19 protein-coding genes are annotated in these 21,811 nt (G+C 63.5%); 11 read left to right on the top strand and 8 right to left on the bottom strand.

The features are described from left to right. Positions 1 to 13: 13 nt before the first annotated feature. Positions 14 to 1,000 (bottom strand): magnesium transporter CorA family protein, encoded by a 987-nt coding sequence (locus tag D0Z70_RS03035; protein WP_119743914.1) that lies wholly within the window; start codon positions 998 to 1,000, stop codon positions 14 to 16. A gap of 478 nt (positions 1,001 to 1,478) precedes the next feature. Here D0Z70_RS03035 and D0Z70_RS03040 point away from each other — a divergent pair, with 478 nt between their 5' ends. Both D0Z70_RS03040 and D0Z70_RS03045 read left to right on the top strand, forming a co-directional pair. Continuing rightward, on the top strand, positions 1,479 to 2,390 hold the full coding sequence (locus D0Z70_RS03040) for a beta-1,6-N-acetylglucosaminyltransferase (protein ID WP_119743915.1): 912 nt from the start codon (positions 1,479 to 1,481) through the stop codon (positions 2,388 to 2,390). 36 nt (positions 2,391 to 2,426) lie between these two features. After that, positions 2,427 to 4,229, top strand: a complete 1,803-nt coding sequence (locus D0Z70_RS03045) for a DUF885 domain-containing protein (protein WP_119743916.1) — start codon at positions 2,427 to 2,429, stop codon at positions 4,227 to 4,229. Positions 4,230 to 4,345: 116 nt separating this feature from the next. Here the strand turns inward: D0Z70_RS03045 and D0Z70_RS03050 are convergent, their stop codons facing one another. Continuing rightward, positions 4,346 to 5,833, bottom strand: coding sequence for a replicative DNA helicase (locus D0Z70_RS03050; protein ID WP_119743917.1), 1,488 nt, complete (start codon positions 5,831 to 5,833; stop codon positions 4,346 to 4,348). 122 nt (positions 5,834 to 5,955) lie between these two features. On the opposite strand from D0Z70_RS03050, the gene D0Z70_RS03055 reads away from it, so the two are divergent. The 3 genes from D0Z70_RS03055 to D0Z70_RS03065 are packed head-to-tail and all read left to right on the top strand — an operon-like array spanning position 5,956 to position 7,591. Further along, positions 5,956 to 6,438 carry a UPF0262 family protein gene (locus D0Z70_RS03055; protein WP_037488349.1) on the top strand — a complete coding sequence of 161 codons (483 nt, stop codon included), beginning with the start codon at positions 5,956 to 5,958 and terminating at the stop codon, positions 6,436 to 6,438. Between the two features lie 29 nt (positions 6,439 to 6,467). After that, positions 6,468 to 7,136, top strand: coding sequence for a GH25 family lysozyme (locus D0Z70_RS03060; RefSeq protein ID WP_119743918.1), 669 nt, complete (start codon positions 6,468 to 6,470; stop codon positions 7,134 to 7,136). Then, the gene (locus tag D0Z70_RS03065) at positions 7,133 to 7,591 is read left to right on the top strand and encodes a cytidine deaminase (RefSeq protein WP_182913821.1); all 459 of its coding nucleotides are present in this window, start codon (positions 7,133 to 7,135) and stop codon (positions 7,589 to 7,591) included. Before D0Z70_RS03060 ends, D0Z70_RS03065 begins: the two co-directional genes overlap by 4 nt. On the opposite strand, the gene D0Z70_RS03070 is transcribed toward D0Z70_RS03065, so the two are convergent. Then, on the bottom strand, positions 7,569 to 7,922 hold the full coding sequence (locus D0Z70_RS03070) for a hypothetical protein (protein WP_119743920.1): 354 nt from the start codon (positions 7,920 to 7,922) through the stop codon (positions 7,569 to 7,571). The genes D0Z70_RS03065 and D0Z70_RS03070 overlap by 23 nt on opposite strands. A 46-nt stretch (positions 7,923 to 7,968) precedes the next feature. On the opposite strand from D0Z70_RS03070, the gene dcd reads away from it, so the two are divergent. The 4 genes from dcd to D0Z70_RS03090 all read left to right on the top strand — a co-directional run bounded on the left by dcd (position 7,969) and on the right by D0Z70_RS03090 (position 15,478). Further along, on the top strand, positions 7,969 to 8,523 hold the full coding sequence (gene dcd / locus D0Z70_RS03075) for a dCTP deaminase (RefSeq protein WP_119743921.1): 555 nt from the start codon (positions 7,969 to 7,971) through the stop codon (positions 8,521 to 8,523). Positions 8,524 to 8,544: 21 nt separating this feature from the next. Further along, entirely contained in the window at positions 8,545 to 9,315 is a 771-nt protein-coding gene (locus D0Z70_RS03080) for a metallophosphoesterase (RefSeq protein ID WP_119743922.1), read from the top strand. 263 nt (positions 9,316 to 9,578) lie between these two features. After that, positions 9,579 to 12,335: a TonB-dependent receptor plug domain-containing protein gene (locus D0Z70_RS03085; RefSeq protein WP_119743923.1), complete on the top strand. Its 2,757-nt coding sequence runs from the start codon at positions 9,579 to 9,581 to the stop codon at positions 12,333 to 12,335. 2 nt (positions 12,336 to 12,337) lie between these two features. After that, positions 12,338 to 15,478, top strand: coding sequence for an amidohydrolase family protein (locus tag D0Z70_RS03090; RefSeq protein ID WP_119743924.1), 3,141 nt, complete (start codon positions 12,338 to 12,340; stop codon positions 15,476 to 15,478). A gap of 64 nt (positions 15,479 to 15,542) precedes the next feature. On the opposite strand, the gene D0Z70_RS03095 is transcribed toward D0Z70_RS03090, so the two are convergent. Together D0Z70_RS03095 and D0Z70_RS03100 are read right to left on the bottom strand one after the other, a co-directional pair. After that, positions 15,543 to 16,232: an anti-sigma factor family protein gene (locus D0Z70_RS03095; RefSeq protein WP_119743925.1), complete on the bottom strand. Its 690-nt coding sequence runs from the start codon at positions 16,230 to 16,232 to the stop codon at positions 15,543 to 15,545. Beyond that, positions 16,229 to 16,717, bottom strand: a complete 489-nt coding sequence (locus tag D0Z70_RS03100; protein ID WP_119743926.1) for a sigma-70 family RNA polymerase sigma factor — start codon at positions 16,715 to 16,717, stop codon at positions 16,229 to 16,231. The genes D0Z70_RS03095 and D0Z70_RS03100 overlap by 4 nt, the downstream gene beginning before the upstream one ends. An 89-nt stretch (positions 16,718 to 16,806) precedes the next feature. On the opposite strand from D0Z70_RS03100, the gene D0Z70_RS03105 reads away from it, so the two are divergent. Both D0Z70_RS03105 and D0Z70_RS03110 read left to right on the top strand, forming a co-directional pair. Continuing rightward, positions 16,807 to 18,087, top strand: a complete 1,281-nt coding sequence (locus tag D0Z70_RS03105; RefSeq protein ID WP_119743927.1) for a S8 family serine peptidase — start codon at positions 16,807 to 16,809, stop codon at positions 18,085 to 18,087. Between the two features lie 99 nt (positions 18,088 to 18,186). Then, a complete protein-coding gene (locus tag D0Z70_RS03110) occupies positions 18,187 to 18,804 on the top strand; it encodes a hypothetical protein (RefSeq protein ID WP_119743928.1) in 618 nt (205 codons plus the stop codon). A 104-nt stretch (positions 18,805 to 18,908) separates the two neighbouring features. On the opposite strand, the gene D0Z70_RS03115 is transcribed toward D0Z70_RS03110, so the two are convergent. From D0Z70_RS03115 to D0Z70_RS03125, 3 genes are all read right to left on the bottom strand, one after another. After that, positions 18,909 to 19,856 carry an alpha/beta hydrolase gene (locus D0Z70_RS03115; RefSeq protein WP_119743929.1) on the bottom strand — a complete coding sequence of 316 codons (948 nt, stop codon included), beginning with the start codon at positions 19,854 to 19,856 and terminating at the stop codon, positions 18,909 to 18,911. A 135-nt stretch (positions 19,857 to 19,991) separates the two neighbouring features. Then, the gene (ctrA, locus tag D0Z70_RS03120) at positions 19,992 to 20,699 is read right to left on the bottom strand and encodes a response regulator transcription factor CtrA (RefSeq protein ID WP_119744095.1); all 708 of its coding nucleotides are present in this window, start codon (positions 20,697 to 20,699) and stop codon (positions 19,992 to 19,994) included. 209 nt (positions 20,700 to 20,908) lie between these two features. Then, a complete protein-coding gene (locus tag D0Z70_RS03125) occupies positions 20,909 to 21,802 on the bottom strand; it encodes a LysR family transcriptional regulator (RefSeq protein WP_119743930.1) in 894 nt (297 codons plus the stop codon). Between the last annotated feature and the right edge of the window lie 9 nt (positions 21,803 to 21,811).

Consider the following 21,811-nt stretch of genomic DNA (forward strand, 5'->3'; position numbering starts at 1 on the left):
CCTCGTGCCTGGCTCAGAGCCAGCCGCGCTTGCGGAAATAGACGAAGGGCAGCACCGACGAGATGATCATCAGCACAATCGCGAACGGATAGCCCAAATGCCAGCGCAGTTCGGGCATATAGTCGAAATTCATGCCATAGATCGACGCGATCAGCGTCGGCGGCAGGAAGGCGACGGCCGCGACCGTGAAAATCTTGATGATCTGGTTCTGCTCCAGATTGATCAGCCCCAGCGTCGCATCGAGCAGGAAATTGACCTTGCTCGACAGGAAGGACGCATGATCGGTCAGCGCCTGCACGTCGCGTTGCAGCGTCTTGATCCGGTCGCGCAGGTCGCGGTCGGCCCGGGGGCTGCGTGTGCTCCAATAGGATAGCAGCCGTGCCAGCCCGACCAGCGATTCGCGCAATTTGGTCAGCAGGTCACCCTCCCGGCCAATGCGCCCCAGCATCGCTTCCAGATCGCGCGATTCCGCGCCGCCGCCGGCACCACCCGCAGCCTTGTGCGCGAACACCTCGCGCGAGACAGCGTCGCACTGACCGGCATTGCGCTCCAACATGTCGGCAAGGCGATCGACAATCGCGTCCATCAGGTCGAGCATCAGCGTTTCTGCCGTCGTCGCGCCATTGCTGCGCAGACGGCGGGCGATGACCAGATCAAAAGGCCGGGATTCGACATGCCGAACCGTGATCAGGCTCGCAGCGCCCAGGATGAAGGTGATGGGCGCAAGGACCGGGGCTTCGCCATCCGGCCCCGACACGACGGGAACGGTCATGAAGCGCGCGCCATCCTCCTCATAAAGGCGGGCAGACGGTTCGATTTCTTCCATTTCCTGCAATGTCGGAATGTCGATGCCCAGAAGCGTGGAAACCTGTGCTGCATCGGCCGCCTCCGGCCGGACCATATCAGCCCAGAGGATGGGCGGATGCGCGACATCGCGATCCATATGCGTGAGATCGAGGGCGATGAGGCGGTCAGCCTCACGCGCAAAAGCGGTGAACATAGATTGTCTCCTGAATATCGGTGAGCCGACAGCTTCAGGAGGGAGGACAGGGAAAACCCCTTAGCGACCCACTGACGCTATCGGACGGCTAGATCGACTTCTACTGTCGGGGTCCATGGGGTTTGTCCTTGAAAGGGTTGCGCGAGACTCGGCCCGGCGGCGTCGATATGGGTCGATCGACAGCGCCTGTCAATTCGCTCCGGCGGCATATGGGACGATTTAATCGACCAGGAATTGGTAATAATATTACATTCATATGCCCAATGCCGCATTGTCCCTGCTCATTCATAGGCACCCCTAAGAATCGCGGCGCATCATCCCTATATGCCGTTCTCGGCATATGGCCGGGGCGGCCTCGCTTCGACCTGAACCCCCTATGCCGGTCGAACCTCTCGCTTCGATAATTTTCCAAAAGGCTGGAAACACCTGCACCGCATCGGTCACCCGACTGCTGCGCGCCTGATGGAGTGTGCCCCGCATGATCGCCTATCTCATCCTCGTCCACCGCTTTCCCGAACAGTTCAAGCGGATGTTCCGCGCCATCTATGTGCCGGGCAATCATTATCTGATCCATGTCGATCATCGATCGGGTGCCACGATGCAGGCGGATGTTGCCGCCTTCCTCAAACCCTATGCCAATGTCGCGATGCTGCCGTCGCGCAAGATGTTGTGGGGCGGATATAGTCTGGTGGATGCCGAACTGCGCGGCATGGCCAAATTGCTGGAGATGGGCGCGAACTGGCGCTATTTCATCAATTTGAGCGGGCAGGATTTTCCGCTGAAGTCACAAGCCTATATCGCGGACTATCTGGCCGCGCATGACGGCACCGAGTTCATCCGCGCCGTGCCGCAGCAGGCCGTCCGCCCCGACACGATGAACCGGCTGAGCCATTATTTCATCGAAGCGTTCAACCGCATCGTGCGTACCGGCATCCCACGCCGTCGCATGGCCGGGATCACCCCCTATATCGGCACCCAGTGGAAGGCGGTCACGCGCGATTTCTGCGCCTTTGTCTGCCGCGATCCCGCCGCGCTGAAATTCAAGAATTTCTACCGCCGTACGCTGATTGCCGATGAAGGCTTTTTCCAGACGGTGATGATGAACGCCTTTGCCCCTGACAAACAGGTCAATGACGATCTGCGCACGATCGACTGGATTCCCGATGGCGACATCAAGCTGCGCCCCCGGACATTCGTGACCCGCGACGCACTGCGGCTGACGCTCAGCCCCGACCTGTTCGCGCGCAAGTTCGACGCGCAGGAGGATAGCCATATATTGGACCTGCTGGAGGCCCATCTGCTGACACCCGCCGCCATGGTCCTGCCCAAACAGGCCGAACCGCACGCAACAATATTACAAGCCTCTGGACGGATCGCATCAGCGGCTTAAGAGTCTCCCTTATTCAAAGATAAGGGAGTCCCAGCCATGGACCGTCGTGATTTTCTGCTGTCCTCCGGCGCCGTTGCCATCGCCGTCGCTGCCCCCCGCGCCTTCGCGCAGGGCAGCGACGATGCGCGGCTGTCGGCGGCCTTCACCGCCATTTTCGAGAGGCAACTGGACCTGTCGCCCAGCTTCGTCACCAGCCTGGGTCTGGACAAGGGCGCGCGGGCCGGGGCCAAGAGCCAGCTGGACGACAATAGCAAGTCGGCGATGATGAAACGGCTGGCCGCAACGCAGGCGGCGATCAAGGAACTGGAGGGATTCACGTCCGCCAGCCTGTCCGACCCGCAGCGACTGAACCTTGACGTCATCCTCTATTCGCTTGGGCAGCAGACGGTCGCCCCGGCGACTTTCGGCCTCAACAGTGCAGTGCGCCCCTATCGCATCTTCCAGCAGGGCGGCAGCTATTTTTCGACGCCCGATTTCCTGAACACCGCCCACACCATCAATGCAGCCGCCGATGGCGACGCCTATCTGGCGCGGCTGGAGGCGTTCGCGCGCAACCTGCGCACCGATAGCGCAATGCAGCGGGACGAGGCGGCGCGGGGCTATCTGGCACCGGGCTGGTCGCTCGACCTGACGCTGGGGCAGATGAAGAAGTTGCGCGATCAGCCCGCCGCGAGCAGCAGCCTGGTCCAGTCGCTGGTCAAGCGCGCGACGGCCAAGGGGATAGCGGGCGACTGGCAGGGACCGGCGGCAGCGATTGTCGAGAAAAGCATCTACCCAGCGCTCGACGCGCAGATCGCGATGATCGAGGGGCTGCGCGGCAAGACGGCGGCAGGCGATGGCGTGTGGCGCACCCCGCGCGGCGAGGAGATTTACGCCGCCGCGCTCAAGAGCGCGACCACGACCGACCTGTCGGCGGCGGACATCCACGCGATGGGGGTGGAGCAGGTTGCCGATATCAGCGCGCAACTCGACACGATCCTGCAAGGGGCAGGCTATAGCAAGGGGACGATCGGCGAACGTCTGGCGGCGCTCAACGCCGATCCGTCGCAAGTCTATCCCGACACGGCGCAGGGCCGCGCCGACCTGATCGCCGCGCTCAATGCCGAAGCCAAGCTGATGCAGGCGAAATTGCCGCAGGCCTTTGCGACCATCCCCGATACGCCGCTCGAAATCCGCGCGGTGCCGGTCGAGATTCAGGATGGCGCGTCGAACGGCTATTATAATCGCGCCGCGCTCGACGGGTCGCGCCCGGCGATCTTCTTCATCAATCTGAAGGCGATAGGCGACTGGCCCAAATATACGCTGCCCGCATTGAACTATCATGAAGGCGTACCGGGACATCACCTCCAGATTTCGACGGCGCAGACGGCGGGCGATATTCCGATGCTACGGAAGACCGCCTTCATGAGCGCCTATAGCGAAGGCTGGGCGCTCTATGCCGAGCAATTGTCGGACGAGCTGAAAGGCTATGCGACCCCGCTAGACCGGGCGGGCTATCTGCAATCCTTCCTGTTCCGCGCGGCGCGGCTGGTGGTCGACACCGGCATTCATTCAAAGCAGTGGAGCCGTGAGAAAGCCACGGCCTATATGGTTGAAAAGACAGGCTTCACCCAGGCGCGTTGCCAGCGTGAAGTGGAGCGCTATTGCACCCAGCCGGGCCAGGCGACCAGCTACAAGGTCGGCCATGGCGTATGGAGCAAGGCGCGCGCCGCCGCGCAGGTTGCAATGGGCGATCGCTTCGATATCAAGCAGTTCCACGCCATCCTTGAGGAAGGCGCAATGCCGCTGTCGATGCTGGAGGCAAGGGTCGCGGCGCGGGCGAAGATGGTGAGCGCCTAACTCTTAAACTCGTCATCCCCGCGAAGGCGGGGATCCATCTCCCGACCTTGCGCCAATATCAGTCGTTGGGAGATAGATTCCCGCCTTCGCGGGAATAACGGTGCATTTGGATTGGCTTACTCGTAATCCAGATCCTGATAGCTATCGTCCGCCACGTCGGAGAAGCGCGTGATCCGGGCGTCGAATTTCATGCGGATGCGACCGGTGGAACCGTGGCGCTGCTTGGCGACGATGACTTCGGCCAGACCGTAGATGCGGTCCATATTTTCGCGCCAGACGGCATAGGCGGCCTCATCCTCGACCTTGGGTTCCTTGGCCGCTTCATAATAATCCTCGCGGAACACGAACCAGACCATGTCTGCGTCCTGTTCGATCGAGCCGGATTCGCGCAAATCGGAAAGCTGCGGCCTTTTGTCCTCACGCTGTTCAACCGCGCGGCTGAGCTGCGACAGGGCCAGCACCGGCACATGAAGTTCCTTCGCCAAGGTCTTGAGACCACGGGAAATTTCCGAAATTTCGTTGACGCGATTCTCGTTGCCGCGTCCGGTCCCCTGCAACAGCTGGAGATAGTCGACGACGATGAAGCCGACATCATGGCGGCGCTTCAAGCGGCGCGCGCGGGTACGCAGCGCCGCGATGGTCAGGCCCGGCGTATCGTCGATGAAAAGCGGCAGTTCCTGCAACTCGCGCGCGGCCCGGGACAGGTTCTGGAAATCGGCGCGGCTGATCTTGCCCATGCGCAGCGCTTCGCCGCTGATGCCCGATTGCTCAGCCAGCACGCGGGTTGCCAGCTGGTCGGCGGACATTTCGAGGGAGAAGAAGGCGGTCTTGGCCCCCATATTCTTTTCCGGCGGAATACCGTCGGCATTGTCGCGCAGCCAGCGCGACGCGGCATTATAGGCGATGTTGGTGGCAAGCGAGGTCTTGCCCATGCCGGGACGTCCCGCCAGGATCATCAAGTCGGAATTGTGCAGACCACCGATCTTGGCATTGAGGCTGTTGATCCCGGTGGTAATCCCCGACACATGCCCGCCGCTGTTGAGCGCGCGCTCAGCGACCTGCACGGCGGCGGTGGAGGCGGTGAGGAAGCTTTTGACCGACCCGCTTTCGCCCTCCCCTTCGGACACTTTGTAGAGCGCGACTTCGGCTGCCTCTATCTGTTCGCGGGGATTGACATCCTCGCTCGTATCCATCGCATTTTCAACCAGTTCACGACCAACGCTGACAAGTTGTCTCAGCAAGGCGAGATCGTAAATCTGCGACGCGAAATCGCGCGCGCCGATCAGCGCGGCGCCATTGCCGGTCAGTTGCGCCAGATAGCCCGCCCCGCCCAGTTCCTTGAGCGCCGGGTCCTGATCCAGCATCGGCTTTAGCGTCACCGGGTTGGCGACCATGTCGCGGTCCAGCAGCTTCATGATCGCATCATAGATACGACCATGCATCGGCTCGAAAAAATGCTCCGCCTTGATCTTGAGCTGGACATCCTCCGCCAGCCGGTTGTCGATCATCAGCGCGCCGAGCAGCGCCGCTTCCGCCTCCACATTGCGAGGGAGTTCAGGCGCGCCGGTTTCGGCGGCAGCATTCATTTTCACCAGTTCGACCATGGCTCTCTATTCCTCCGCCCGCCGTTCCTGCGCAAGGCCCAAGGTCGAAACGACGATGGGTAGCTGTGGATAACTCCCGCTTGCATTTCGCGGCCTGCCGCCGCACTGAGGCTGATCGCAATATGGCCGACCCGCGCATCATAGACATCAAGCTCGACGAGCGGACGATCCTGTGGCGCAATGCCGACGTCGAACAGGAACGGCGCATCGCGATCTTCGACCTGCTGGAGGATAATATGTTCGCGCCGCAGCGCGTCCATGCCGACGGCTATGCCGGCCCCTACAAGGTCGTGCTGCGGGTCGAGGACGGGCGGCTGGTGATAGAGATTAACCGCGAGGATGACAGCGCGCTTGAAGCCATCATCCTGGGGCTGGGCCGCTTCCGCCGGCCGATCCGCGAATATTTCGCCATCTGCGACAGTTACTATCAGGCGATCAGCAATGCCTCGCCCGCCCAGATCGAGACGGTCGATATGGCCCGGCGCGGCATCCACAATGACGCGGCGGAAATGCTGCGCGAGCGGCTGGAGGGTAAGATCGCGGTCGATTTCGACACCGCCCGCCGCCTGTTCACGCTGATCTGCGTGTTGCACATCAAGGGGTAGGGACAATCGGGCGGCTGACTTTGGGGGGATTGCTGGTCCGCGTCGGACTGGCGCTGGCGCTGATCGCGGCGCTGGCGCTGGCGCTGTTCCTCTATGCCCGCAACTGGGCGCCGGACCGGAGCGCCTATCCGGTGCAGGGACTGAGCGTCAGCTCCGACAATGGGCCGATCGACTGGGGCACGCTAGCCGCGCAGGGGGCCGACTTCGCCTATATCCGCGCGGCCAAGGGTGCCGACTGGCGCGACCCCGCTTTCGCCGCCAACTGGCGCGGGGTGCGCACCGCCGGGATGCGTTACGGCGCGATGCTGGAATTCAGCCTGTGCCGCCTCGCCAGCGATCAGGCGACCCGCTTCATGACCACCGTGCCGCGCGATAACGCTGCCCTGCCCCCGGTCATCCGGCTGGCCTTCGCCCCGGCCTGCACCGCGCGACCGGGGCGCGACCTGTTGCTGTCGGAACTGAACACGCTGGTCAATCTGGTCGAAAGCCATGCGGGCAAGACGGTGCTGCTCAACGTGACCGAGGATTTCGACAAACGCTATGACATTGGCTCCGGCATCAACCGGACGCTGTGGCTGGACGGCAATTTCTTCCCCCCCGATTATGCCACAAGGCGCTGGGTGATGTGGACAGCCAGCGACATGCGGCATATCGACGGGATCGACGGTCCGGTCAGATGGGATGTGGTGGCGCCATGACGCGCGAGGCGGAAATTTCGGAACTGGTGACGTCGGCGCGCGCGGCGATGGCCAATGCCCATGCGCCCTATAGCCGCTTTGCCGTGGGCGCCGCGGTGCGGCTGATCGATGGCAGCATCGTCACCGGCTGCAATTTCGAGAATGCGAGTTACGGCCTGTCGCTCTGCGCCGAAACGGTCGCGCTGGCGAGCGTCAATGCGCAGGGACGCTTTGCCGATGTCGCCGCCATCGCCGTGGTCGGTGGGGCGATGGACGGCGCTGGGGCGGCGATCGTCACCCCCTGCGGCCGGTGCCGCCAGGTCATGAACGAAGCCGAACAGATGGCCGGACGCCCGCTCGCCATATACTGCGCCACGCCCGATGGCGGGCAGATTGTCGAACATACGGTCGCGGCGTTGCTGCCCCATGCCTTTGGTCCAGCGGACCTGGGCATCACTCCCTATTCTGGGAAATGAATTTAACTATTTCTAGGGCGTTCTGTTCGTTCGCGATCCGATAAGTCGCCTCATCCTCCGTCGAACGCTCAAGCGGCAACGTGAAACTGGCATCGGGCTTTCGGGCGTGCTTGCGGAAATAGAAAAGTAAGTCCGTTTTGTTTGCAATAAAGCTGTAGGGTCGAACCCCTTGGTCATTCAAAAAATGAACGTCCTTCTTCGGATTGGATACGCTTACGACGAGATCATGGCCCAAGCGATAAAGGTCCAAGAGAAGCCGGATCGCAGCCCCTCGTGCCTCCGAATTTTCAATTGTGTTGACCAACGCATCAACGCTAACACCCGTCGCCATAAACCCTCCCGCCAAGCAGATATGTTAGTTAGGAAGTAGCGCTCAAATGTCCATATTGTCGGATAAGTGGATTCGCGAACAGGCGCTGACCAACGCCATGATCGAGCCGTTCGTGGAGAGCCAGCGGCGCGACGGCTGTATCAGCTACGGCCTGTCCTCCTACGGCTATGACGCGCGGGTGGCCGACGAGTTCAAGATTTTCACCAATATCGACAGCACCATCGTCGATCCCAAGGATTTCGACACCAACAGCTTTGTCGATCGCAAGACCGACTGCTGCATCATCCCCCCCAACAGCTTCGCGCTGGCCCGGACGGTCGAATATTTCCGGGTGCCGCGCGACGTGCTGGTCATATGCCTCGGCAAATCGACCTATGCCCGCTGCGGCATCATCGTCAATGTGACCCCGCTGGAGCCGGGCTGGGAGGGGCATGTGACGCTGGAATTTTCCAACACGACCCCGCTGCCCGCCAAAATCTACGCCAATGAAGGGGCGTGCCAGTTCCTGTTCCTGAAAGGGAATGAGCCGTGCGAGGTCAGCTATGCCGACCGGGCGGGCAAATATATGGGGCAGCAGGGCGTGACGTTGCCGCGCCTGTAACGACGTGCCAGACTGCGGCCCATGCAGTGGTTGCGGACATGGTTGAGGCGCGGAACGCCGATTGAGGCACCCGGTCCGCCGAGCGTGGGCGACCGGCGCGTCTATGCGATTGGCGACGTGCATGGCCGGGCCGACCTGCTCGATGCCTTGCTGGCGCTGATCGCGGAAGATGATGCCGAACGGGGGCCGATGACCCCGCACATCATCCTGCTGGGCGATCTGGTCGATCGCGGCCCCTCGTCTCGGCAGGTCGTCGATCGGGTGATAGCCATGGTCGCGTCCAAGGGCGATGTGCGTTGCCTCAAAGGCAATCATGAGGAAATTTTCGTGCGGGCCGCACGGGGCGACGCGCGGGCGGTGCCGGTCTTTCGCAAGATGGACGGCGCAGTGACGCTGGCCAGCTATGGGCTGGACCCGGTGCTGTTCCCGGTGATGGCCGATGGCGAGATTGCGACATGGATGCTGAACCATGTGCCGCGCGACCATGTCGATTTTCTCGACGCCCTGCCCGACCGGGTCGAAATGGAAGATTATCTGTTCGTCCATGCCGGTGTCCGGCCGGGGGTATCGATCGAGACCCAAAACGGCGCGGACCTGCGCTGGATCAGGCGCGAATTTCTGGATCATGGCGGCGCGCATCCTAGGATGATCGTGCATGGCCATAGCATCACGGATGATGTCGATTTGCAGTCCAACCGGATCGGCATCGACACCGGCGCTTATTATTCGGGGCGGCTGACCGCAATTGGCCTGCAAGGCACCGATCGCTGGTTTCTCCAGACCAACGGCTGAGTTGGCCTGCCCTTATTTTTTGCTTTGCAGCATCAGCAAATAACCTCTGCATCCGTCATAAGCTGTTGAGAAACATTCCATGGTTGTGACCCTGGGAAAAGCATAGCGGATTGCTACCTTTGCTTCGTTTCAAAGGGACAGAGCGGCCCAAATGCTGCCATCCAGGGGAACAGATCATGCGTGCTATTCATGCGTTAACCGGGCTTTGCCTGGCTTCTTGCCTTGTGCCTTCTTCCCAAGCCTTCGCAGCTGCAAAACAGGATTTGGCGCTGAGCCAGCGCCACAAGTTCGACATTCACGTCCAGCCGCTCAGCAGCGCGCTGCGTCAGCTATCGACCCAGTCGGGCGTGCGCATCCTGTTTCCTTATGACGAGGTGGCGGCGATCCGCAGCCGCCGGATTCAGGGCTGGCTGTCGACCCAGGACGCGCTGGCACGGCTGCTGGCGGGTACGGACCTGAAGATGGAACAGGCCGGTGTCGGTGTGATCGCGCTGGCCGCCCCCACCAACCGCAGCGTCGCGCGACGCAGCCCGCTCTCGCTCCAGTTCGCGCAGGCGAGCGTCGCGGGCAGCGTCGCCCCGGCCGCGCTGGCCCCGGTCCCTGAACCGATCGAGGATTCAACGCCTATCATCGTCACCGGCACGCGTGCGACCAACCGTACTGTTGCCGAAAGCCTTGCACCGATCGACGTATTGGGGGCCAAGGACCTGGAATCGAGCGGCAAGCAGTCCGTCCGCGACCTGTTGAGCACGCTGGTTCCCTCAATCAACGTGTCGAACAACGGCGCGGGTGCCAGTTGGGCAGTGCGCACCCTGTCGCTGCGCGGCCTTGGCGGCGACCAGCTGTTGGTCCTGGTGAACGGCAAGCGGCGGCATAATTCGGCTACGCTGTTCATCAACGGATCAGTTCAGAACGGCCAATCGCCGCCGGACCTGGACCTCATCCCCGGCAATGCGATCCAGCGGATCGAAGTACTGCGCGATGGCGCGTCGGCGCAATATGGCTCCGACGCGATTGCTGGGGTGGTCAACATCATACTGAAGAACGACACGGCCGGGGGCGCGGCACTGACGCTGGGCAGCACGGCAGACAATGGCGGCGAACAGGGTCGATGGCAGGTCGACAAGGGTTTTGCGATCGGCCCGGACGGCGGCTATATCCATCTGGCCGCCGACGGCGTGCTGCAGGCCGGAACACTGGTCAAAGGCTCGGCGATCGCTGGCGCTTATTACCCCACCGGCGATCCACGGAACGATGATCCCAATCTGGACCGGTATCGCGGCAAGGCCGGTCAGCCGGAAGTCATCGGCGGCAATGTCAGCTACGACGCCATGATGCCGGTGGGCGGCAGCCTGGAAGCCTATAGCTTCGGCACATATTCGAAACGCCACGCTGCAGGTTGGCTGACCTATCGCACGCCCGCCGCGCTCAACAATATCATCGAAATCTATCCCGAAGGCTATATCCCGCGCATCCATGTCTATGACGAGGATTTCCAATATGCGCTCGGCCTGCGCGGCGAAATCGGCGAAGGTGTGCGTTTCGACCTGAGTTCCACCTATTCGCAGGACGAGGTCAAGTATAAGCAGACGACTTCGCTCAATCCCTCCATGGGTACAGCTAGCCCGACCACCTTCTACCTGGGCAAGATCCGGTTCGACGAATGGACCAACAATCTCGATCTTAGTAAGGAATTCGAGATCGGCCTAGCCGGACCGCTGTCTGTCGCGGTGGGTGCAGAATATAAGAAAAACAAGTTCATGATCGGGGCCGGTGATCCTGAATCCTATATTGATGGCAAATATGTATCGCCTCCGGGTGCCTGGCTCGCGGGGCGGCAACGTACCGGTGTCGGCGCGCAGGGCGTGACGGGTTTCGTCCCCGAAGGCGCAGGGAGTTGGAGCCGCAGCAACTGGAGCGCCTATCTCAATCTGGAAGGCAAGATCGTCGAGGGGCTGGAATTCGGCCTTGCCGGGCGGCATGAGGATTATACCGATTTCGGCACCACGGACACCGGCAAGGCGTCGCTCCGCATCGAACCGATGCGCGGCTTTGCCATCCGCGGCACGGCGAGCACCGGTTTCCGCGCGCCGACCTTGCAGCAGCAGCATTATGCGTCGTCGTCCACCATCGGGGTGGTGCAGAACGGCGTCAGCGTCCTGTTGCCGGTTCAGGCGTTGCCGGTCGAGGGTGCAGCGGCCAAGGCTCTGGGCGCCGTGCCGCTCAAGCCTGAAAAGTCCGTCAACTTCTCTGCGGGCATTGTGCTGACGCCCGCGCCGAACCTGAACATCACAGTCGACGCCTATCAGATCAAGATCAAGGACCGCATCCTTCTGAGCGAGACGCTGAGTGGTCCGGTGGTCATCAACGCTCTAGAGGCAGCCGGTATTTACGGGATCGCCGGCGGGCTGTTATTCTCCAACGCCGCAGACACCCGGACACGCGGCCTCGACATCGTCGGCACCTATCGTGCGGGGCTGGGCGACATGGGTCTTGCGACGATCAGTCTTTCGGCCAATTTCAACAAGACCATCTTCACCCATATCGACCCTGTCCCCGGACCGATTGCAGCATCGGGTCTCGCCCTGATCGGTCGCACCAAGCAGGGAGACCTGACCGAGGGCACGCCACGCAACAAGTTCATCGCCAACGTCCTGTGGGAAAAGGACGATTTCAACATGAACCTGCGCGCTACGCGTTTCGGCAAGATCGTCCAGCGCGCAAACGCCACGGCGTTCCACACCGCCGACTTTACGGCTTGCGCCGTCAATGTCGTGAGCCCTGTCTGCTTCCGCGACTTTGTGGACGAAAAACTGAAGCCCAAGGTCATCGTTGATCTCGAAATCGGCTATAAATTGACCAAGGGCGTCAAGTTGTCGGTCGGCGCAAACAACCTGCTCAACACCTATCCCAACAAGTTGAAGCCGGTAAACCAGTTCGTCGGCTTTCTTTATAACACATACGCGCCCTACGGCATTAGCGGGGGCTTCTACTATGGCCGCCTGAACCTGGAGTTCTAAGCATGACGATCAGATCGGGCGTCAGCCGTCGCGAGGCGATCGCGGCGGGCGGGATCGGCTTGCTGGCCGCGGGGAGCGCCGGGGCGGTGGGCGATGCCCGCGCCCGGGCGACGGGCAAGGAAACGATGGTGACCGTCGAGGACGCCACCAATGTCGCGCTGACCCTGTCGCCCGATGGCAGCCGGATGGCCTTCGATCTGCTCGGCATATTATGGACGATGCCGGTCGCAGGCGGACCACTCAAACGCCTGACCGGCGATTTTGACGATCTCGCCCAGCCCGACTGGTCGCCCGACGGCACGCGCATCGCGTTCCAATCCTATCGCAGCGGCAATTTCCACATCTGGTCAGTCGCGGCCGATGGCGGCGACATGCGCCAGCATACGGAAGGGCTGCTGGACGATCGCGAACCGCGCTGGTCGCCCGATGGCAAAAGCATCGCCTTTTCCAGCGACCGGGCGGACGGGCGCTACGCCATCTATCTGCTGGACGTGGCATCGGGACAGGTGACGCCACTGTCCAAAGGCACAACCAACGACAGCGAGCCTTGCTGGTCACCGGACGGTCAGCGCGTCGCCTATGTCGCGGGCGGCACGAAACTGGTCGTGGTAGATGTTACAACCGGCGCGGTGACCGAAATTGCCTCGGTGCTGCCCTCCCCCGACCGTTTCAACCCTTCAGCGATCATGGCCCCGTCCTTCGCCCCGGACGGGCGCATCGCCTATACCCGCGTCCAGCCGGGGTCGGTGACGCTGGTTGTGGATGGCAAGGATGTGATCGCGGGGGAGGATCTCTACCCCTTCCGCCCCGCTTTTACCGCCGACGGAGCGATCCTCTATGGGGCCGGCGGGAAGCTGCGCCAATGGCAGGATGGCAAGGCGAGCGTTGTGCCGTTCACGACGCAGGTGCCGGTCACGACACCCGATTATACCAGGAAGGCCCGCGACTTCACCTCCATCACGCCCAAACCGGTGGTCGGCATCGCGGCGCCCATGCTCTCGCCCGATGGCAAGCAGATCGTTTTTGCCGCGCTCAATGATCTTTATCTGATGCCCATCGGCGGCGCGCCCCGTATCCTCGTGGGCGACGCCTTTCACAAATGCGATCCGGCCTGGTCGCCCGATGGCCGCACCATCGCCTATAGTTGCGACCGGGGCGGGACGCTCGACCTGTGGCTGCATGACGTCAGCACCGGCAAGGAACGGCAGTTGACCAACATCCCCGACAAGGCGGTCGCCTGGGGCAGCTGGTCGCAGGACGGGACGCTGATCGCCTTTCTGGATCAGGAAGGCGCGCTCCATACGGTAGAGGTCGCGACCGGCACCGTGCGCAAGCGCTTCGATGCGATATGGGAACCGGGACGGCCAAGCTTCGGCCCGGATGGCAAGACCATCGCCTATGCCGCCTTCAAACCGGTGACGGGCCGCTATCGCGAGGGATCGAGCCAGATCCTGTCGGTCGATCTGGCGACCGGCAAAGGCACCTATCGCCCGGTGTTCGATGGCAAGTCGCTGGGCACGCGCGGCCATGACGGCCCGGTCTGGTCGCCCGATGGCAAGGCAATGGCCTTTGTGTTCGCCAGCACGCTGTGGGTCGCCCCGGTCGCGCCGGATGGCAGCTTCACCGCCGCGCCACGCCAAGTCAGCACGGAATTGGCCGATGCCCCAAGCTGGAGCGGCGATTCCCGGTCGCTCCTCTATCTGAGCGGCGGCAAATTGCGCCTCGTGCCGGTTGCCGGTGGCAAGCCGCAGACCGTGCCATGCCGCCTGACATGGGCCAATGCCAAGCCGTCGGGTCGCACCGTCATAAGGGCTGGCAAGGTCTGGGACGCCCTGTCCCCGACCTACAGGAGCGGCGTGGACGTGGTGATTGACGGCAACGTCATCACCGCGGTCACGCCGCACAGCGGGGGCGCGCCGTCCGACGCCAATGCCCGCTTCATCGACGCGCCGGACCTGACGCTGATGCCCGGCCTGATCGACATGCACACCCATCGGCAGATGGCGGGCTATGGCTATGGCGACCGGATGGGGCGGCTGTGGCTGGCGATGGGCATCACCGCGACCAGATCCCCCGGTTGCCCGGCCTATCATATGGTCGAGGATCGCGAGGCGATCCAGAGCGGCAAGCGCATCGCCGCCCGCCATTACGCCACCGGCGAAGCGATCGACGGCGGGCGTATCTTCTACAATTTCATGCGTCCTGTGACCGAGCCGGGGCAGATGGCGCTGGAACTGGAACGGGCGCGGCTGCTCGATTATGACATGGTCAAAACCTATGTCCGCCTGCGCCACGATACGCAAAAGGAAGTCGTTGACGCCTCCCACCGCATGGGGATGCACCTGTCGTCCCATTATCATTATCCCGCGCTCCACAGCGGCATGGATTGCATGGAACATACCGGCGCGACCAACCGCTACGGCTATTCGCGCACGATTACCGCGCTGGGCGGCGGCTATCATGACGTCAATGATCTCTTCTCCGCCGCAAAGGCCGGACGCACCCCGACCCTGTTCGCCGCCACCGCGCTGCTGGGGCTGGATGACAGCTTCACCCGCGATCCCCGGATCACGACCCTCTATCCCTCGTGGGAATATGCCAAGCTGACCGGGCGAGTGAAGGCCATGTCGGGCGAAGGCGGCCCGATCATGCTGGCGTCGCTGGAGCGGCAGGTCGCGCAGATCAAGCAGATGCTGGCAGCTGGATGGCACCCGCTGTCCGGCACCGACGCCCCCATTGACCTGACCGCGATCAGCCTGCACCTCAACCTGCGCGGCATGGTGAAATATGGCGTATCCCCGCTCGACGCGCTGATGATGACGACGCGCTGGTCGGGCGAGTTTCTGAACGAACCCATCGGCCGGATCGCGCGAGGGATGCTGGCCGACCTGATCCTGGTGGAGGGCGACCCGCTCAAGGATGTCAGCACGGTCGCCAATGTGCGGCAGGTCATGGCGAACGGCGTGGTCCATACGCCCGATGCGCTGATGGCCCCGTTCGCGGGGGCAAAACCGCAGGCGGAACTGACCCCGGTGCTACCCATGCTGGCCGACGCACACCAGCATATCTGGTGGCATGATGCGGACTATGTGGAGGCCAGCCGTGCCGCCTGTTGTGCCGGTCATGCGGTGGCGCATGTCTAGGCGCGACGGACCAAATCTTCAGTCGAGGTGGATTTCGGCAAGCTGAGGGCGAACGGGTTATGGCTCAACGCCAGCCCTTCGCCCGCGCCGCCGCCTCACTCGCCGCATCCAAAGGCTCCCCATCAATCAGCGCATCGACCGTCGCCATGACCCGCGCGTCGCTGGAGGACGCCTGCCGATAGGCACGCTCCTCGCCCGCCCCCGGCAACGCCTGCTGCACCTGCCAGCCATCGCCCTCGCGGCAGGCAACGCCTGCGACCGCGCCGTCGAAACTGCGGCACCAACCGCCGCCCTTGCGCTGGAAGGTCAGGCCGATGCGGATCGCGCTATCGCCCTGCGCCGACGCCAACTGGGTGTCGAGTGCCTGCGCCAACGCGCCCTGCGCGACCATGACCCCATCATGCAGGCCAATCGGACCGCCCTCCCCGCCGGTCAAACGGCCAAGGCTAAGCCCCAGAACAAGGCTCGCGGCGATCGCCCCGCCCGTCACCCAACCGCGCCAGCGCTGCGCCGGGCGCACCAGCGGCACCACCCTGCCGCTCTCCTCCACCAGCGCGCGCATCGCCCCCGGCACCGGCTCCTGCGCGATCGGCGCATAATGGCCCGCCAGCCGCTCCCGCAAGCGGCGGTGCATCGCCAGTCGCTCCGCCAGCGCCGGATCGTCCGCCACGGCGCGAACGACGCGGCGACGGGTCACTTCGTCCAGTTCGCCATCGACCAGCGCGATCAGCATGGCTTCGTCAATGTCGGTCATGCCGCTTCCCCCATCAGTTCAATGAGCGCCCCGCGCCCGCGCACCAGCCGCGATGTCAGCGTCCCCATCGGCACCCCCAGCACGGCAGCGGCTTCCTTGTAGGACAGCCCCTCCACCAGCACGAGCGCGATCGCCTCGCGCTGTTCGTCGGGCAGCGCCTGCATCGCCCGGTCGACATCGGACAGATGGACATGCACCTCTATATCCCGGTCGCCTGCATGGCCGACATGCTCCCCCGCTTCTGCCGGGGCGAAGGTTTTGGCGGCCCGCTGGCGCGCGCGGGCCTCGTCGATCCACAGGTTGCGCATGATCCGATATATCCAGCTGTCGAGGCGGGTGCCGGGCTGCCACTGGTCGCGCGCCTTGAGCGCCCGCTCCAGCGCGGCCTGGCACAGATCGTCGCCATCGGCACGATCGCGCGACAGGCTGGCGGCAAAGCGCCGCAGCCTGGGCAGGATCGCCAGCAAATCATGCTCGAACGACATCGGGCCTCCAATCACATGTTCCGGGGATGAAACGGGCCTGCCCGGTCGTTTCATCCCACAGACCAAGAAAAAACGGAAATAATTGTGCGATGGATCATTATGCACCCGAAAGGACCGGTGACGACGCAATGAGACTGACCCGCCCATGGATGATCGCCGGGCTGATCCTGATCGCGCCGGGCGCGCAGGCGCAGTTACTGGGCCGCGGGCCGGTGGGACAGGTCGTGCCAGATGTGCTGGACCGGGTCGAAAATGTTATTGAAGGCAGTGGGCTGGAACGCCTGTCTCCGGCACGGCTGGCCGATAGGTTGATCGCGGCGCGGGCCGCGCGGATCGGCGATCTGCTCCGGCGGCATGGGGATGCGGTCGAACTGGACGACCGGCGCGAGCCAGCCCGGCGCGGGGTAATATTGCTGACGGGAGCGGATGCCGCCAGTCTGGATGCGCTGAGGGCCGCGGGATTTGGCGTGGAGAGCGAGGCGGTGGAGGGGCTGGACCTCAGCATCGCACGGCTGCAAGTGCCGCAGGGTCGCAGTCTGGCGCGGTCGCTGAAAGATGTGCGCCGCATCGCCCCGCAGGCGCAGGCGAGCGCCGACAATCTCTACTTCCCCGGCGGGTCAACCAGTGGCGCGACAGCGGGGGGGCTGGCAAGCAGCGGCACGGTCGGACGCGGCGCGGCCGGGCTGATCGACGGCGGCGTGGCGCGGCATCCGGCGCTGACCGGGCCGGTCGAACAGCGCGGCTTTGCGCCCGGCGCGCCAAGAGCAAGCGCCCATGGCACGGCGGTCGCCTCGCTGATCAGCGGGGCTGGCAGCGTCCGTGGCGCAGCGCCGGGCGCGGCTCTGCTGGTGGCGGACGTCTATGGCGACGATCCGGCGGGCGGCGGCGCCTTTGCGATCGTGCGGGCGCTGGGATGGATGGCGGCGCGCGGGGTGCCGGTCGTCACGGTCAGTCTGGTCGGGCCGGACAACGCGCTGCTGGCAGGCGCGATCCGGCTGGCGCGTGACAAGGGCGTCACCGTGGTCGCCGCCGTCGGCAATGACGGCCCCGCCGCACCCCCCGCCTACCCCGCCTCCTATGCCGGGGTGATCGCAGTCACAGGGATCGACGGGCGCGGGCGACTATTGCCCGAAGCCGGGCGCGCCGCCCATGTCGATTTCGCCGCGCCGGGGGCGGATATGAACGCGGCGCGCAGCGATGGGGGCAAGGGCGCGGTGCGCGGCACCAGCTTTGCCGCGCCGCTCGTCGCCGGGCGGTTGCTGGCGCGGGGCAGCCTGACCGCGCTGCGGGCCGAAGCAGAAGCGCCAAAGGGCAAGGCACGCGGCTTTGGCAAAGGAATCATCTGCGCCACATGTAGAAATAATGACTGATTTTTAGTCTGTTACGCTTTTTTTCGCCTGCGCGGGATGAAATGCCTGCCTCCTCCCGTTCTCCCTGCATTGCATCGACAATCAACAAGGAGATGAGCGATGAAGAGCAAGTTCATGATCGTGGCGGTCTGTATCGCGACACTGACCGCAGTTCCCGCTTCGGCCCAGTTATTGGGCGGCAGCGGCGGCGGTGGCGGTCTGCTGGGCGGATCGGTCGGCGGCCTTGGCGGCGCGCTGGGCGGATCGGGCAGCGGTGGCATCGGCCTCGACCGCAGCATTGACCTGGACAATGGCCGGGTCGGCGCGAGCGGATCGGGCAATGGCCGCGCCGATGGCAGTGCCAGCGGTTCGCTGACCCGCAGGGACAAGAGCCGCAGCGGCAGCGCGTCGGGTTCGGCCAACGGATCGGCGGGTGGCAGTCTGGCGATCGATACGCTCGGCACCAGCGACGCCCGCAATGCCGTCGGCAATGTGCGTGACCGGGCCGAGAGCGGCGTCGGCACCATACGGGATCGGGCAAGCGATGCCGTCAGTGCAACGAAGGACCGGGCTGGACAGGCCGTAGGCGCGGTTCGGGATCGGGCTGGATCGGTCGTTGGCAGCGCCGCGGGTGCTGTGAACGGCGCAGCATCGATCAACGCCAGCGGCCAGGTTTCTGGGGGTGGACAAGGTGCCGGTTCGACCGGTGCCGCTCCCGAAAGTCAGGCGGAAGATTGACCCCGCTGGGGAAAAGGGGCGGCGGCCAAGTTCCAAGCCGTCGCATCCCGCCCCGCCGCCTGACCGGGCCGACGATCCACACCGGATCGTCGGCCCTTTTTACGTCAGTCGAGGACAAGCATCCGCGCGATCGCATCAGTCAAATCACGCTGGGCGCGTTGCGCGACCCGCGCGGTCGCCACCATGTCGAAGGCATGGATAGCGCCTGGATGGACATGACATTCCACCGGCACCCCTGCCCCGGCCAGCCGCCGCACAAAATCCAGATCCTCGTCAAGGAACAGGTCGAGCGCACCCACCGCCACATAGGTCGGCGGCAGGCCAGCCAGATCATCGGCCAGAGCGGGCGAGAACCAGCCCTTGCGCGCGTCATCGCAGCCATAATCGCCGCGCAATGCGCCCCATCCAAACTGGTTGGAGGCGCGCGTCCAAATGAACTCACCCGTGCTGGCCGATTGCCAGCGGCAGTCATGCCCACCGGTGCGATGGTCGAGCATGGGATAGATCAGGATCTGCCCGGCCAGCGCGATGTCGCCCCGGTCCCGCGCCATCAACGCCAGCGCCGCCGCCAGCCCGCCGCCCGCGCTCTCGCCCATCACGACAATGCGCTGCGGATCGACACCCAGCGTATCAGCCTGCGCCACCAGCCAGTCGAGCGCGGCATAGCAATCCTCCTGCGGCCCCGGAAAGGCCGTTTCGGGCGCTAGCCGATAATCGACCGAGGCAGCGACGAAGCCCATCGCTTCGGCCATCGGCCCGATCGATCGGCTCGCCATATCGGCCGTACCCAAAATCATGCCGCCGCCATGGATGTGCAAAATGGCTGGACGAGGCGGGCGGGCAGGATCGGCATTGAAGATATGCAGCGGCACATCGGGCGCGCCATCGCGGCCCGGAATCAAGCGGATGTCGGGGGACGCCACCGGTCCGGGCACTTCCATCGCCGCCATGCCCTCCCGCATCATCGGCAATATGTCATGGCTCAGTTCCAGTTCCGGCAGAAAATCCAGCACGGGTAATACTTCGGGATCGATCAGATGGCGGGTCGTCATGGGCTCTCCTGGATATTGTATCCCTATCGAACAATATCCTAGGCCAGGTTCAGCCGGGCCACAACGGAAAAGGCCGACGATCCCTGCGGATCATCGGCCTTTCCACCCCCTGGTAAGCGCGTGTGGCGCGAAGCGTCAGGCGACCTTGGCCTGTTCTTCCAGCGCCTCTTCCGGGTCGCGCAGCACATAACCGCGGCCCCAGACGGTTTCGATATAATTGTCCCCACTGCACGCCAGCGCCAGTTTCTTGCGCAGCTTGCAGATGAACACGTCGATGATCTTGAGTTCCGGCTCGTCCATCCCGCCATAAAGATGGTTGAGGAACATTTCCTTGGTCAGGGTCGTACCCTTGCGGAGCGAGAGCAGCTCCAGCATGGCATATTCTTTGCCGGTCAGATGAACACGGTTGCCGTCCACTTCGACCGTCTTGGCGTCCAGATTGACCGCCAGCTTGCCGGTACGGATGACTGATTGCGAATGGCCCTTGGACCGGCGCACCACGGCATGGATACGGGCGATCAGCTCTTCGCGATGGAAGGGTTTGGTCACATAATCATCAGCGCCGAAGCCGAAGGAGCGGACCTTGCTGTCCATCTCGCTGATGCCCGACAGGATCAGCACCGGGGTCTGCACCTTGGCAGCGCGAAGCTTTTTCAGCACGTCATAGCCGTGCATGTCAGGCAGGTTGAGATCCAGGCAAATGATGTCGTAATCATACAGCTTGCCGAGATCGAGACCTTCCTCGCCCAGGTCGGTCGTATAGACGTTGAAACCTTCGGTCGTGAGCATAAGCTCAATCGCCTTGGCGGTGGTCGGTTCATCCTCAATCAGCAGCACGCGCATGTGAAGCCCCTTTGTGTCGCAGGTCCGTTCACCCCACCAGAACGGCGTCCGCATCAATTCATTAACCAAAAAACTTCTGAAGGACAAAGGTTAATTTTTCGCTAACCCGCAGAAATCCACGAGTCGCCAAAAAACGAATCTGTTTACAAAGAGTTGAGGCCGAAATGATTCCTGACGAGTCAAGAAAGATTCACCTGCGAAACGAGCTTTCAACACCCATGATGCCGGGTGATGAAATCCAGCAGCGCATCGACGCGGGCGGGGCGCAGCCGCGATGGCGGCGTGACGAGGTGGAGGCCAAAGGGCGGCGCACGCCAGTCCACTAACACCTCTTCCAGTTCGCCACTGGCCAGCGCTTCGCCGACGATAAAGTCGGGCAGCCGGGCAATGCCGACACCGGCGCGCAGGGCTGGCAGCATCGCGTCGCCGCTGTTGACCGTCAGGCGCGACCGGACCTGCACCACCACATTCTGCTGCCCCGGCCCGGCAAAGCGCCACACGTCGGGTGTGGTCAAGTTAGAGTAGCAAAGGCAATCATGGCCGCTGAGATCCGATGGATGCCTCGGCCTTCCCCGTGCCGCCAGATAGGCGGGCGACGCAACGACATGGATATGCACATCGGCCAGGCGGCGGGCGCGCAGCGAACTGTCGGGCATGTCCGCAATGCGGATGGTCGCGTCCAGCCCCATTTCAATGAGGTCGATATGCGCGTCGGACAGGTGCAGGTCGACATCGACCAGCGGATGCTCCTGGGTGAAGCGGGCGATCAGCGGCGCGATCCGCATCAGGCCGAAACTCATCGGTGCGCCCAGCCGCACGACGCCCGACAAGTCCACGGTTTCTTCGCGCGCCGCCTCCTCCGCTGCCTGTCCTTCGGCAAGGATACGATGGGCGTGATCCGCCAGCCGTTTCCCGCTTTCGGTCAGCGCCAGGCGGCGGCTGGTACGGTTGAACAGGCTGGTGTCGAGATGCTCTTCCAGTCGGGTCACGGCCTTGGATACGGTCGCCTTCGACACGCTCAGCGCCTTGGCCGCGTCGGTGAAGCTGCGATGTTCGACCACGGCGGCAAACATCGCCCAGGCCTCAAAATCGGGTAGTCGCATGGGGAAACA

Source organism: Sphingobium terrigena (assembly GCF_003591655.1).
In the GTDB taxonomy this organism is placed as follows: Bacteria; Pseudomonadota; Alphaproteobacteria; order Sphingomonadales; family Sphingomonadaceae; genus Sphingobium; species Sphingobium terrigena.

Excerpts from the sequence above, each read along its gene's own strand:
- D0Z70_RS03035 (WP_119743914.1), bottom strand. The coding sequence starts at position 1,000 with ATGTTCACCGCTTTTGCGCGTGAGGCTGACCGCCTCATCGCCCTCGAT.
- D0Z70_RS03040 (WP_119743915.1), top strand. The coding sequence starts at position 1,479 with ATGATCGCCTATCTCATCCTCGTCCACCGCTTTCCCGAACAGTTCAAG.
- D0Z70_RS03045 (WP_119743916.1), top strand. The coding sequence starts at position 2,427 with ATGGACCGTCGTGATTTTCTGCTGTCCTCCGGCGCCGTTGCCATCGCC.
- D0Z70_RS03050 (WP_119743917.1), bottom strand. The coding sequence starts at position 5,833 with ATGGTCGAACTGGTGAAAATGAATGCTGCCGCCGAAACCGGCGCGCCT.
- D0Z70_RS03055 (WP_037488349.1), top strand. The coding sequence starts at position 5,956 with ATGGCCGACCCGCGCATCATAGACATCAAGCTCGACGAGCGGACGATC.
- D0Z70_RS03065 (WP_182913821.1), top strand. The coding sequence starts at position 7,133 with ATGACGCGCGAGGCGGAAATTTCGGAACTGGTGACGTCGGCGCGCGCG.
- D0Z70_RS03070 (WP_119743920.1), bottom strand. The coding sequence starts at position 7,922 with ATGGCGACGGGTGTTAGCGTTGATGCGTTGGTCAACACAATTGAAAAT.
- dcd (WP_119743921.1), top strand. The coding sequence starts at position 7,969 with ATGTCCATATTGTCGGATAAGTGGATTCGCGAACAGGCGCTGACCAAC.
- D0Z70_RS03080 (WP_119743922.1), top strand. The coding sequence starts at position 8,545 with ATGCAGTGGTTGCGGACATGGTTGAGGCGCGGAACGCCGATTGAGGCA.
- D0Z70_RS03090 (WP_119743924.1), top strand. The coding sequence starts at position 12,338 with ATGACGATCAGATCGGGCGTCAGCCGTCGCGAGGCGATCGCGGCGGGC.
- D0Z70_RS03095 (WP_119743925.1), bottom strand. The coding sequence starts at position 16,232 with ATGACCGACATTGACGAAGCCATGCTGATCGCGCTGGTCGATGGCGAA.
- D0Z70_RS03100 (WP_119743926.1), bottom strand. The coding sequence starts at position 16,717 with ATGTCGTTCGAGCATGATTTGCTGGCGATCCTGCCCAGGCTGCGGCGC.
- D0Z70_RS03105 (WP_119743927.1), top strand. The coding sequence starts at position 16,807 with ATGGATCATTATGCACCCGAAAGGACCGGTGACGACGCAATGAGACTG.
- D0Z70_RS03110 (WP_119743928.1), top strand. The coding sequence starts at position 18,187 with ATGAAGAGCAAGTTCATGATCGTGGCGGTCTGTATCGCGACACTGACC.
- D0Z70_RS03115 (WP_119743929.1), bottom strand. The coding sequence starts at position 19,856 with ATGACGACCCGCCATCTGATCGATCCCGAAGTATTACCCGTGCTGGAT.
- ctrA (WP_119744095.1), bottom strand. The coding sequence starts at position 20,699 with ATGCGCGTGCTGCTGATTGAGGATGAACCGACCACCGCCAAGGCGATT.
- D0Z70_RS03125 (WP_119743930.1), bottom strand. The coding sequence starts at position 21,802 with ATGCGACTACCCGATTTTGAGGCCTGGGCGATGTTTGCCGCCGTGGTC.